8 protein-coding genes and 3 pseudogenes are annotated in these 11,770 nt (G+C 68.5%); 5 read left to right on the top strand and 6 right to left on the bottom strand.

The window, feature by feature from the left end:
• Together ABT001_RS35090 and ABT001_RS35085 are read left to right on the top strand one after the other, a co-directional pair.
• Positions 1-240, top strand: a pseudogene (locus ABT001_RS35090) (HNH endonuclease); the annotation flags it as partial.
• Between the two features lie 116 nt (positions 241-356).
• Positions 357-950 (top strand): annotated as a pseudogene (locus tag ABT001_RS35085) (Tn3 family transposase).
• Between the two features lie 129 nt (positions 951-1,079).
• Here ABT001_RS35085 and ABT001_RS35080 read toward each other — a convergent pair.
• The 3 genes and pseudogenes from ABT001_RS35080 to ABT001_RS35070 all read right to left on the bottom strand — a co-directional run bounded on the left by ABT001_RS35080 (position 1,080) and on the right by ABT001_RS35070 (position 3,366).
• Complete coding sequence (locus ABT001_RS35080; protein ID WP_351285664.1) at positions 1,080-1,745, bottom strand: NAD-dependent epimerase/dehydratase family protein; 666 nt, start codon at positions 1,743-1,745, stop codon at positions 1,080-1,082.
• Positions 1,746-1,797: 52 nt separating this feature from the next.
• A pseudogene (locus ABT001_RS35075) lies at positions 1,798-2,352 on the bottom strand (oxidoreductase); the annotation flags it as partial.
• A gap of 87 nt (positions 2,353-2,439) precedes the next feature.
• The gene (locus ABT001_RS35070; protein WP_351285662.1) at positions 2,440-3,366 is read right to left on the bottom strand and encodes an alpha/beta hydrolase; all 927 of its coding nucleotides are present in this window, start codon (positions 3,364-3,366) and stop codon (positions 2,440-2,442) included.
• A 130-nt stretch (positions 3,367-3,496) separates the two neighbouring features.
• Here ABT001_RS35070 and ABT001_RS35065 point away from each other — a divergent pair, with 130 nt between their 5' ends.
• Positions 3,497-4,327: a helix-turn-helix domain-containing protein gene (locus ABT001_RS35065; protein WP_351285661.1), complete on the top strand. Its 831-nt coding sequence runs from the start codon at positions 3,497-3,499 to the stop codon at positions 4,325-4,327.
• Positions 4,328-4,761: 434 nt separating this feature from the next.
• Entirely contained in the window at positions 4,762-5,706 is a 945-nt protein-coding gene (locus ABT001_RS35060) for a recombinase family protein (protein WP_351285660.1), read from the top strand.
• Here the strand turns inward: ABT001_RS35060 and ABT001_RS35055 are convergent.
• From ABT001_RS35055 to ABT001_RS35045, 3 genes are all read right to left on the bottom strand, one after another.
• Positions 5,666-6,217 (bottom strand): hypothetical protein, encoded by a 552-nt coding sequence (locus tag ABT001_RS35055; RefSeq protein ID WP_351285659.1) that lies wholly within the window; start codon positions 6,215-6,217, stop codon positions 5,666-5,668. The genes ABT001_RS35060 and ABT001_RS35055 overlap by 41 nt on opposite strands.
• A 424-nt stretch (positions 6,218-6,641) precedes the next feature.
• The gene (locus ABT001_RS35050; RefSeq protein ID WP_351285658.1) at positions 6,642-7,217 is read right to left on the bottom strand and encodes a transcriptional regulator; all 576 of its coding nucleotides are present in this window, start codon (positions 7,215-7,217) and stop codon (positions 6,642-6,644) included.
• Positions 7,217-8,773 carry a helix-turn-helix domain-containing protein gene (locus ABT001_RS35045; RefSeq protein WP_351285657.1) on the bottom strand — a complete coding sequence of 519 codons (1,557 nt, stop codon included), beginning with the start codon at positions 8,771-8,773 and terminating at the stop codon, positions 7,217-7,219. The genes ABT001_RS35050 and ABT001_RS35045 overlap by 1 nt, the downstream gene beginning before the upstream one ends.
• A 316-nt stretch (positions 8,774-9,089) precedes the next feature.
• Between ABT001_RS35045 and ABT001_RS35040 the strand changes: the two genes are divergently transcribed.
• On the top strand, positions 9,090-10,835 hold the full coding sequence (locus ABT001_RS35040) for a DUF2637 domain-containing protein (protein WP_351285656.1): 1,746 nt from the start codon (positions 9,090-9,092) through the stop codon (positions 10,833-10,835).
• The last annotated feature ends 935 nt before the right edge of the window (positions 10,836-11,770 follow it).

Raw genomic sequence — 11,770 nt, 5'->3', positions numbered from 1 at the left:
GACCAGGGATCCGCAGACACGCTGATCGCGGTCTCGGCCGCATCCAACCGGTCCAAGAGCGACAAGGACCCCGCCCAGTGGATGCCCACGGACGCCTCCTACCACTGCACCTACGCCGCGACCTGGGTCGCAACGAAACTCCGGTGGGACCTGGCCGTCGACGACGCCGAGCGCCAGGCCCTCTTCGGCACGGCCGAGGACTGCTCCTCCACCACCGTGACCTACGAACCCGCGCCGTAGTGCACCTGACCTCCGGGCCGTAGCCACCCTGGCCTCAGGCCGGGGAAGGCAGCCTGACAGCACAACGACGGCGCCCGACCTCGGATCTTGTTCAGGGGACTGGCGCCGTCGCGGGGATGCTGCTCCGGGCGTCTGTGCGGGGCCCGTGGTGGAGGCGGATACCCGTCCACGGGTCGTCTAGGCCAACGGCGGCGAGGTGGGCCGAGCAGGTCCTGCGCCGGTTCACCCGCGGCGGGCCCAAGCACCCGACGTACCGGGCGATCGAGGAGCTGGGCCGGGCGGTACGGACCTCGTTCGTCTGCGACTACCTCGCCGATGTCGAGATGCGACAGGAGATCCACGAGGGGTTGCAGGTGGTGGAGAACTGAAACTCCGCGAACAGGGACCTCTTCTACGGCAAGGACGGTGACCTGGCCGGTGCGGACAAGGAGTCGCAGGAGGTCAGCATGCTCGCGCTGCACCTGCTCCAGTCCGCGCTGGTGCACGTCAACACGCTGCTGGTGCAGGAGGTCTTGGCCGATCCGAAGTGGGCTGGCCTGCTCACGGACGCGGACCGGCGGGCCCAGTCGCCGCTGTACTGGACCCATGTGAACCCGTACGGCCGGTTCGAGCTGGACATGAACAGCCGTCTCGATCTGGACCTGTCCATCCGGGCCGCGGTGCCAGGCCCGCGCGCCCCGCAGGAGGAGGAGGCCGCAGCCCCGGCGTGACACCCTCGTGTCACGGGGTAGAGGACCGGCCTCTCCTCCTTCTCCGAGCTTCAAGAAACGAAAGTTTTTTGAAGCTCGGAGGGTGCCCTCTCTGCCGCGTCGCCGCCGTGGTCGTTACGGTGCCGGCCATCAGGGGGCGGCGAGTTGGTTGATGTGGGCTGTGGCAAGCACGCGGCGGGACACGCCGCCGCGTGCGGTCCGGATCATGGCCTGGCCCAGTTGCAGGCTCGTGGTGACGTAGCGCGGCGTGATGCGCCGCAGCACCGGGTAGAGCGGGCCGATCACCTTGTACAGCAGGACGTAGGACGCAGTCTTCGCCGTGGTGCCGGGCAGAGGAAGGATGAACGCGGGGCGGAACATGTGGGCCCGCGGTGACAGCTCCAGCAGGGTGTTCTCCGTCTCGCCCTTGACGCGTGCCCACATCATGCGGGTCTTGCCGGTGCCGTCGGTGCCGGCGCTGGAGACGTAGGTGATGACGAGGCCGGGGCTGGCGGTCAGCAAGGCGCGGGCAGCGGCCAGGGGGAAGTCGTAGGTGACCAGGCGGTAGTCGGCCTCGTTCATGCCGACTGCGGAGGTGCCCAGGCAGTAGAAGCAGGCGTCGAAACCGGCCAGATGGTCCTGGACGGCGGTGAAGTCGGTGAAGTCCTCGTGGTGGAGTTCGCGGAGCTTGAGGTGGGCGCGACCAGTGGATGTACGGCCTATGGCGAGGACGTCGGTGACCTCCTCGTCGCGTAGGCAGGCTTCCAGCGCTCCCTGCCCGACCATACCGGTGGCTCCGAAGATGACAATGCGCACAGTGATCCTTTTTCTGTCGTACGGGGTGGTCGGCCGGATTGCCTTGGATGGGTCAGACGGGGAAGCGGACGTCGGTGAGCTGCTCGGATGCGACCCGAAGGCGCTGTTGGGCCGTCGTGTCGTGGGACTTCTTGCTGGAGGCGACCGGCTCGGGGTAGCCGCGGGTTCCGCCCATGCCTGCGGGGCCGTAGTACTGGCCGCCGGTGACGGCTGGCTCGGTGGCCGCGCGCAGGGTGGGCAGGGCGCCCATGGAGGCCGGCTGGGTGATCAGCGGGAGCGCCAGGTCCGCGGCCTTGCGCAGCGGGCGGGGCAGGTTCTGCTGGAGTTCGGTGGCGGCGGCGCCGGGGCGGGCGGCTACGGCGATGTGGTGCCGGGCAAGGCGGCGCTGGAGTTCGTAGGTGAACGTCAGGTTGGCGAGCTTGGCCTGCCCGTAGGCGGCGACGCGGTTGTAGGAACGGTCGAACTGCAGGTCGTCGAAGTGGATGTCGGCCTGGATGGGGTGGCCGAAGCTGCTGACGGTCACCACCCGCGAGCCGGGCACGGGCAGCAGTACCTCCAGCAGGAGGCCGGTGAGCGCAAGGTGTCCGAGGTGGTTGACGCCGAACTGCTTCCCTTTCATGGCGAACGGGAGCGGTTGCGTGACCGCGAGTGGCGCCCGGACCACGCGACCGCTTCCGCCGGGGAGGTGGGGGTGTCAGACCGTCGTGTGCACGGTCTGCGCCGCGAGGTTCTGGGTGAAGAACGGGAGGAGTTCGGTGGTGACCTGGGGTACGTAGCGGTCGTAGAGGTCCACGTGACTGGCGCCTTCGATCCAGTGCAGCCTCTTGGGCTCGTTCGCCTTCTTGACCGCCTCCTCGGACATCCAGGCGGTGGCCGCTTCGTTGCCGACGACCATCAGGAGCGGTCGCGGGGCGAGCAGGCCGATGAGGTGGAAGGCGTCGAAGTTCACGATTTTGTCGACGCTGGAGAAGGTGAACGCGTCGGCCTGGCGCGGGTGCCGGCCGCGGTCGGTGCTGTAGTACTCCCAGGCTTCGTAGGAGTAGCGGCCGCCGGCGCGCGCCTCTTCCTCGGTTGGGCGCACGGACATCGTCGGGAGCGGCTCGCCGGCCGCCTCGGTGGTGCGTGCCGCGGCCGCCGCGTCGAGCAGCGCCTGGAGGACGGCGGGGTCCTGGGTGCCGTCGGGGCCGCCCCGGAAGTACAGTGCGAGGTCGACGGCGCTGACCGTCGCGACCGCGCGGATGCGGTGGTCGGTGACCGCGGCGGGAATGACGTAGCCGCCGGAGGAACAGATGCCCAGGGCGCCGATCCGGTCGGAGTCGATCTCCGGGCGGGTGGTGAGGTAGGAGACGGCGTTCTTGATGTCCTCGACACGCTGGGCGGGGTCCTCGGTGCCGCGGGGGGTGCCGCCGCTCTCGCCCTGGTAGGCGGCGTCGTAGGTGAGCGCGACGAATCCGGCGTCGGCAAGTCGCTGGGCGTAGGCGCCGACGGTCTGCTCCTTGACGCCGGCGCCGGGGTGAGCGACGACCACGGCGGCGAGCGGGCCGTCGGCAGCGGTGTCGGGGGTGTACAGGTGGCCGGCGAGGGTGATCCCGGCGCTGGTGAAGGTCACATCGGTTCGCATGACTTCACCGTGCCCGCTGTGACCCGTGTGCGGGAGAGGAAGGTTCCTGCCTGGAGAAAGGCGTGCCGGGGAAGAATCCTTCCCCCCTTGACGGCCCGAGTCCGCGGCACAGTGGACGCATAGTGGTGTCATGTCCGATTCGCGTTCATCCCGATCCGAGTTTGGTGCGTTCCTCAAGGCTCGCCGGGCCGAGCTGACGCCCGCGCAGGTGGGTCTCGCCGATGACGGGACCCTGCGGCGTGTCCCGGGGCTGCGCCGCGACGAGGTCGCCCGCCTTGCCACGATGAGCACCGATTACTACACCCGCATCGAGCAGGGGCGCGTGCGGGCCTCCGCGACTGTCCTTGCCTCCCTGGTGCGGGCGCTGCGGCTCGACGAGGCACAGCAGGCTTACCTGTACGAACTGGCGGGCAAGACCCCCGCCCCGCGCCGCCGCGCCGGGCATCGGGTGCGGCCGTCGGTGCAGTGGATGCTCGACGCCCTCGGCCACTTGCCGGCGATGGTGCTGGGCCGCTACAACGACATCCTCGCCTGGAACACGGCCGCAGCGGCCCTCTACCAGGACTTCGGCAAGCTGACGCCATCCGAGCGCAACTACACCAGACTGCTGTTCCTCGACCCGGCCATGCGCAGCCTCTTCACCGACTGGGAGGACGCGGGCCGGCTCAGCGCGGCACTGCTGCGGATGGAGACGGCCAGCAACTCCGACGACCCGCGCCTGGCCACACTGGTCGGCGAGCTGTCGGTACGCAGCCCCGAATTCCGAGAGTGGTGGAACGGACGGATCGTCACCGACACCACCTACGGCCTCAAACGCTACCAACACCCCCTCGTCGGCCCCCTCACCCTCGACTGCGACACCTGGACCAGTCCGAACGACCCCGACGTCACGTTCATGGTCCTCACCGCCGAACCTGGCACCCCTGAGGACCACGCACTGCGGATCCTCAGCTCCTGGTAGACCGCCCCCGCCCCGACTACACATCCGGCCGACACCCCCCACGACTGATCCGGCGGTCCGACGCGTCCGGACCCACCACCCCATCGCCTTGGCGCTCAGGCACGCGGGACAGGTGGTCCCAAAACGACCCTTTCTCGGAACAGGATCAAGAACAGTCGGCGGAAGCGGTCCGGGTCGCGGATTCACTGTCACAACTCGTTCTCAATCAAAAGTGGGTCCAGGCATGTTCTGGGAAATATTTGTGACAATATCCGGGGTCATGACGGGCCCTCAGATCGCACTCACGTCCGAAGCGGACGACGTCGAGCGCCACCCCTGCCCACGCCGCAACGCTCAGCCAGGCTCACCCTGCCGCTCGCGTTCCGGTGCGGTTGCCGGGACCTAACCACACCGGTAGCTTCACCAAGGTGCCCCGGCCCGCGAAACTCCTGCGCGTGCCCACCCCCGCCGACCGCGGCCCCGGCCAGCCGTGGCGGCCCGGTACCCCGGCGCCCGCGCCTGTCGATCACGACACCCTGACCGCGGATATCCGCATCGGGTACGTGCGGTGCTCCAGCCTCACCCAGGAACTCCAGTCGCAGCTCGACGCGCTCGCCGGACACGGCATCCCACGGGACAAGATCTTCGCCGAGAAGATCAGCACCCGGATGCGGGTCCGCCCGCAGTTCGAGGCCGCGCTCGCCGCCGCAAGGGAGATCAAGGCCCACGCCCCGCACTGCCGCGTCATCTTTACGGTGAACGAGATGAAGCGTCTGGGACGCGACGCCGCGGAGCTGACAGCGCTCGCCCACCACCTCACCGCCCACGGCCTGGTCCTGGAAATGTTCGCTGGCCCTCTCCAGGGGATATACGACCCCAGCGGACCGGGGCGCCTGCTGTTCGGGTTCTTCGCGGCAATGGCGGAGACGGAACGGGAGAATATCCGGGAGTCCACCCTCGAAGGGCTGGACGCCGCGGCGCGCAAGGGCAACCACGGCGGCCGACCGCCGGTCATCACCGACGACATGCTGCACACCGTGCTCCGCCGCCGTGCGAAGGGCGAGACCGTCGAGGCCATCCAGCCCGACCTCCTCATCCCCACCGGCCGCCGCAAGGGACAGAGCCCCAGCCTCTCCAACATCTACCGGGCGCTGGCCGAGCACGAGAAGACCCAGGCGTACCCGGAGGCCGCCGAAACGGCGCACGCCGACTTCGCCGCCCTCCAGCAGCGAGACCGTAGCCTCAAGCAGTTACTCAGCGCTACACACCACCTGGCGGTAGCGATCTCGGTGGACATCTCATGCGCCCAGGCGACAGGGTGCCTATTCCACCGGGCTGTTAGCGCCCCGGGACCTCCGACTACAGCGTCGGCTTCTCGTGTCGCGCCAAGAGGTCGTTGAAGAAGCCATCCAGGAGCTGTTTCCCGCCCGGCGCGGTGAGTTCCCAGCCGCCGAAGCGGTAGATCTCGTATCCGGCCAGCCGCAGCCGGCGGTCCTCGGCGACCATCTCCGAGTAAAGCCGCGGCACGGCGGTATGGGTGACTCGACCCTTCTCGTCAGGAGGGTTCGGGACCCCGTAGTGCTGCACCCCGTCGACCTCGATGACGATGCGGGAACGGTCCGGGGCCAGGAGCAGGAAGTCCATCCGCTGCCGGTACAGCGCTCCAGACTGCTTGCCGCTCTTGCGGCTGTAGGGGTCGTAGTGGAGGTAGACCTGCGGGATCAGCGCGGGAAGGTCGAAGCCGCCGTCATCGGCATAGCGGGCGCAGTAGGTGATCATGAGCAACTGTTCGGGCGGGGAGTCCAGCGACCGGTACAGGCGCCGATACAGCGCGTCGGCGGCGCTCTTCTCGTCAGAGTCCGGCTGGTACTTCTTCCACCACCAGGCCACCAACCGCCGCCCCGCCGCCACGCCAACAGCGGGGCGGACGCGAAGCCGATGCCGGCCAGGCAGTACATGAAGGCGAAGAAGTCGTTGGCGATGAACTGGTGGCCGTTGGTAATCCCGAGGTAGGCGACCTCGGGCAGGAAGAGCGCGACCGGCGCCCCGAAGCCCAGTACTTCGCCGCGGTCTCGGATCTTTGCCACACTCTGCTCCTGCGGTCCGGCGTCTCACCTGGCACCGTACCGGCCGCACTCAGCCGCATCTGCCGATCGGCAGGAGGGGCCAGGAAGGCAGGGCCCGCTCCTTCGCTCCCTCAACGTGCAAGGAATGTACGAAGCGGCGTTGACGGGCCCCGTCTGTCGAACCATCCCGCATCGCTGTACGGTCGCCAAAGCGGGCCCGGAGTCAGTTGGGATGACTCCGGGCCCGCTCTGTGTGGGTGTTGCTGTGGTCAGGCGGCCCAGCCGATGGAGGAGACGTTGCTGTACGCGTCGTATTCGGAGCCGAGGTCCTGGATGATCTCGTCCCAGATGGCGTCCAGTTCTTCGACGTCGTCGTCGATCCAGGCGTCGACGGCTCGGTCCCAGACGCCTCGGACGTTGATGTTGCGGCTGGCGACGTCGCGCTGGTGCTTGTTCTCGACGCGGGACTGGTCGACGGGGTTGATCTCGACACGGGTTCCGCGGCCGTCGTTGTTGAGCCGGTGCTTGAGGTCGGTGGCCACGTTGCGGCGGCGCAGGTCCCAGTAGGCGGCGTCCAGACGGTTGAGGTTGGCACCGTTGGGGGTGCGTTCCTCGGCGAGCCAGGCCATGAGGGTGCGCGGGGAGACGTGGATGCCAGCACGGTCCATGGCTTCGTATCCGGCGTCGGTCTTGGTGAGGTAGCGCAGTCGGGCGGCGAGGCCGCGGTCGCTGTCGACGGGCGAGGCGATGCCGGTGACCATGTTCTCGATGGCTGCGCCCAGGGCGTCGGCGCCCGGTACTCCGTGGGCGTTGAACATGCCGAGGTCCATCCAGCGGCCGGCCATCAGCGCGAGACCTTACCGACGGTGTACTCGCCGGAGGCCTTGGCGTCACTGTGCTTGATCTTCATCTGGGAGACGCCGCGGCCTTCGGTGAAGACCTGGCGCCAGTCGCCTGTGACGTGGAGTTCGTCGGTGCCCATCATGCTGACGACGTCGAGGCCGGCCTGGTGGGCCTTGAAGGCCTTGCCCCACAGGTTGGCGTAGGCCTGGGAGTGGATGATGTGCATCCAGTCCGGGCGGACCATCTCGCGGTTGTGGATCGACTCGCCCATGGTGGAGATGAACTTGCTGTACATCGCCTTGATGTATTCCAGGGTCAGGGTGTCGTCCTGGGCGATGGCGGTCTCCCGCGCGGCGGTGAGGGTCTTGCGCAGCGCGTCGAGGAAGTTCTCCGTCGCGCCGGAGGTCCACGATTCGTGGACCTCCGGGTCTTCGGCCAGCCCGTACCTCGGGCCGGAGAGGCGCTGCAGGAGGCGGAGGGTGGCGTCGGTGACCCAGAGGGCGCCGGGCTCGTCGCGGTCGCCGATCGGGTCGGGCAGGTAGGGGTGGTTCCACGGTGCGGGAGTGATCAGGTGGACCCCGGAGCGCTTCGGGTCGACGCCGTCGCTGCCGGTGCTGTGCTCGAGCTTCCCGATGGGCAGCCAGCACTTGAGGGCGGACAGGTAGGCGGCGTTGACGTCGAGGGCGGTGACTTTGATGTGGCCGGGTGCCCGGAGTGAGTAGTCGGGGTGGTGGAAGCGGGGGCGGGCCTCCCAGATCTGGTCCGGGTCCTTCTTCGAGGGCTTCTTCAGGATGTCGGGCAGCGCCGGGTAGGCGGTGTAGTCGTAGCGGCCGGTCGCACGCGTCTCGGCGAACAACGCCATGACGTCAGGGATCGCGCGCTTGATGAGGGCCTTGAGGGCCTCCTCCACGTCGCCGGCGGCGCGTTCGAGTTCCTCGTGGACGGCGCGGCTGATGAGGCCGGTGGTCTCTTCCTGGGCGCGGGCGGCTGAGCGGGCACGGCGCTGCGGCCGCGTCGCCATGGGCACCGGAGTCGGCGAGGCCGGGGCCGCGGGAAGGGAGACCGGTTGTGGGGGAACGGGCGTGGGGGCCGTAGGGGCGGTGGCGGTCTGGGTGGTGACGGGCTGGCAGAAACCACCGGCGTGCATCGGGCGGCCGTCGGTGGTCTGGTAGGCGGTTTCGACACCGCAGCGGATGCAGGGGCCGGGGCGACCCTCCACAGCCAGCCCGTCCTGACCCCGCAACGTGTCCGGGGCGGGCACGAACGCTGCCGGTGTCGGCTCCGCCGGTGCCTCCTCGGGAGCGGCAGCCGCCGGATAGATCTCCGCCAGGCCCTTCAGCAGGCGCAGGTACTCAAGGCGAGCGGGGGGCTGTGGATCCGAAGTCCCGTCCTCCCAGTTGGCGATGGTCGAGCGTCCGACGCCCACAGCTGTGGCGACCTGGGCGCGCGAAAGGCTGGCCGCCTCACGCAGACGCCGACGCTCAGTGTGGGACGGCATCGACGCCGTCAGGCGAGCTTCCTCCAGCAGCGCTTCGACGCCGCTCAGTTCTGCACTCATGCCTCCACCTTACAAGAATTGGACACCTACTGGGCTGCGGTTGGTCAAATTGTGGAAGCCGTTGCGACGTCTGCTGTGTTCTGGCACGGACTGACCGTCGGCTGGCAGCAGCGATACGACCAACAGGCCGGGCGACGCCAGGGTGACGAGGGCTGCGAATAGCAGGCCGCCGCACAGCGCAGCCCTTGCTGTGAAGGGCGAGCCGCGCCTTATGGGCTATGCGAGGTGTCGGATGGCCGTGAGAGTGTTACCCGACGTGACACAGGATGTGCAGGAGGGACAGGAGACAGTGGGGGCAGCAAACTCGGGGCATCCCGTGCAGCTGACACGAACGCACCGAGTCCTGATCGGGGTCGTCGTCGCCGGCGCCGTACTCATTGCAGCGATCGGTTTCGCGGGCTCGTACGCCGCCGTGCGTGAACTAGCCGAGGAGAAGGGCTTCGGGAAGTTCTCCCTGGTGTTCCCGATCGGCATCGACGCGGGCATCTGTGTCCTGCTCGCGCTGGACCTGCTGCTGACGTGGATGCGGATCCCGTTCCCGTTGCTGCGTCAGTCGGCGTGGTTGCTGACGGCGGCAACGATCGCCTTCAACGGCGCGGCCGCCTGGCCCGACCCGCTGGGTACCGGCATGCACGCGGTGATCCCGATCCTGTTCGTCGTCGCCGTCGAGGCCGCACGGCACGCGGTGGGCCGGATCGCGGACATCACCGCCGACAAGCACATGGAAGGCGTCCGCCTCACCCGCTGGCTGCTCTCCCCCGTCCCCACGTTCAAGCTGTGGCGCCGAATGAAGCTCTGGGAGCTGCGCAGTTACGAGCAGGTCATCAAGCTCGAACAGGACCGGCTGATCTACCAGGCCCGCCTCCAGGCCCGCTTCGGCCGCAACTGGCGCCGCAAGGCACCCGTCGAGTCGATGATGCCGCTGCGCCTGGCGAAGTACGGCGTCCCGCTCGCCGAGACCGCCCCAGCCGGCCGCGCCGCCGCGGGCATCGGTTCTTCCCGCGGGCTCGCCTCCGCAACCCGCACCCCGGAACCACCAGCCGCTTCATCGCATGACTCGCAACTCGCACAGCGGCGCAGCGCCCAGGAAGCCGCAGAGCCCAGCATGGCCGACGCTTTGCGGCGCCGTGCGGTAGCGGCAGCTGCTTCGGGCCGCCCGACAGATACCTTGCGCGGTGTTCCTCTCGCCGAGACCGCCCCGGGCGGTCCCGCCGTCGCGGGCATCAACCTTCCGCCTGAGTTCGTACTCGCGCCCCACGTCCTGGGACTCGAGGCCGCTGATTCACCCCGCGACCTGCAACTCGCACAACGGGACGGTGGCGTAGCGGCCACAGAGCACAGCTGGGTGGCCGACACTGCGTCGCGAACGGCGGGAGCGGCCCAGCCGGGGAACTTCAACGCTTCCGAGTCGGCGCAGCACCCATCGGTGGCGCTGTCCGCTGAACGCCGGACAGTCCACGCTGTCATCGGCCAGGAGGCCCCCATACCGGTCGAGGAGCTCACCGCCACCCAGGAGCAAGACCTCGATCCCGGTGCCGTCGACCTCACGAAAGCCCTACCTGACCCCCTGCCTTTCGAGGAAGTCGAGGGAGAAGCAGAGGCCGTGCCGGCTCCGGCGTCAGCCACTGAGGCGGAAATGGGTTCTGCGGCGGCTGAAGCGGAGGGGGGAGCCCCTGTGCTGGATAGCGTTGCGGTCGAACCGCTCACCACCGTGGACCGCTATTACCTCGCCTGGGCTGAGTACGTCCAGCAGCACGGACACGAGCCCCGCGATAGCGCCCTGTCCCAGTACCTCGTTGAGAAGGGCATGACCGGACGCGGCGGAGCGCCCGTCAGCCCCTCCACCCTGCGCCGGTACCTGCCGCCCTTCCGTATCTATGCGGCGTGGGCCCAGCACCTGGACGACCAGGGCACAGAGCCGACCCCAGACGAACTCTTCAACACCCTGGCCGGTCGGGGCATCGCCGGTGCTCCGTACACCTCGGAGAAGATCGCCCCATTGCTGTCGGACTTCCCTCGTCGGCGAGCCGCCCTGGCTGCGAGCGCCCGCTCCATGGCCTGAGCGGTGCAAAGCAGCACGGCGCCGAACGGACTTGGTTCCCGCAAGGGTGAGATGTCGGTGCCGACCGATGCCCCTCGCCGAGCCTGCGGCAACCGGCCTCTCGCCTACGAACTCGCGGACGACGCCGGCGCGTAGGCGATGCCCCAGCTCTTTCGGCCTCCGGCCGCGCCCGCGGAGTCGTGCAGGTGCGGCCGCAGGCAGGCGGCCAGCTACGTAGCTATTGCTGGTACGGCAGCGATAACGTCGGTCCGGTTGTCGTACGCACGGCACGATGGTGTCCATGAACGAGCAGCGAGCCAGAGAGTTCGCCCGATGTGCTGTCGTGCTGGCAGCCGGGCTGCCGAGACAGTTTCACTACAACGCTCCGGCCGCCCCCTGAGCCGCGGCCGAATCCCTTCGATCCTGCTCCGACCGACGATGACTTCTTCGCCCCGTCCATGGCGGGCAGGGAGGGAATCTTCGACCAAGGGCTCTCCAATGGCCTGGCCGCGATCGTTGCCTCCGAGTGGCCGGGAGAGGAGGCGAACAAGGGGCGGGTGCTGTCGGCCAGCGCGCTGCTCAAGGTGATCGAAAAGCATGGGATCCCGACTGACGGTGTCTGTCTCATTCCTGACAGGCATGCGGCTGCGGAGATAGCCCAGCAGGAGACGACTTCCGGCATCAACTCCATCTTCAACACACCACCCCGTCCTATGTCTCGCCATACGCGGGTGGAGACAAGCACGCTTCAGGAAGGGATCGAGGCCAGTCAGCTGGCCCGGTGGCTTTGTCCACGAGTACGGGTTCTGGTCCAACTTCTGTGGAGCCCTCACACTCTGTAACCTGCCGGGCCTGGATGGCCCCTTCGTCACTCGCTGACAGACCTGTTTGGGATCATGCCCGCATGGACTTCGACCTCGCCCCACCAAACGGCGTTGGCCCGTTGCGGATCGGTA

It is taken from the genome of Streptomyces sp. NPDC002793 (assembly GCF_040295485.1).
Lineage (GTDB): Bacteria > Actinomycetota > Actinomycetes > Streptomycetales > Streptomycetaceae > Streptomyces.
Note: the sequence above shows the minus strand (reverse complement) of the source record. Positions and strands in the feature narration are given on the sequence as shown.

Bases quoted from the DNA above. Each gene is read 5' to 3' on its own strand.
- ABT001_RS35070 (WP_351285662.1), bottom strand. From the start codon at position 3,366: ATGCGAACCGATGTGACCTTCACCAGCGCCGGGATCACCCTCGCCGGC.
- ABT001_RS35065 (WP_351285661.1), top strand. From the start codon at position 3,497: ATGTCCGATTCGCGTTCATCCCGATCCGAGTTTGGTGCGTTCCTCAAG.
- ABT001_RS35050 (WP_351285658.1), bottom strand. From the start codon at position 7,217: ATGGCCGGCCGCTGGATGGACCTCGGCATGTTCAACGCCCACGGAGTA.
- ABT001_RS35045 (WP_351285657.1), bottom strand. From the start codon at position 8,773: ATGAGTGCAGAACTGAGCGGCGTCGAAGCGCTGCTGGAGGAAGCTCGC.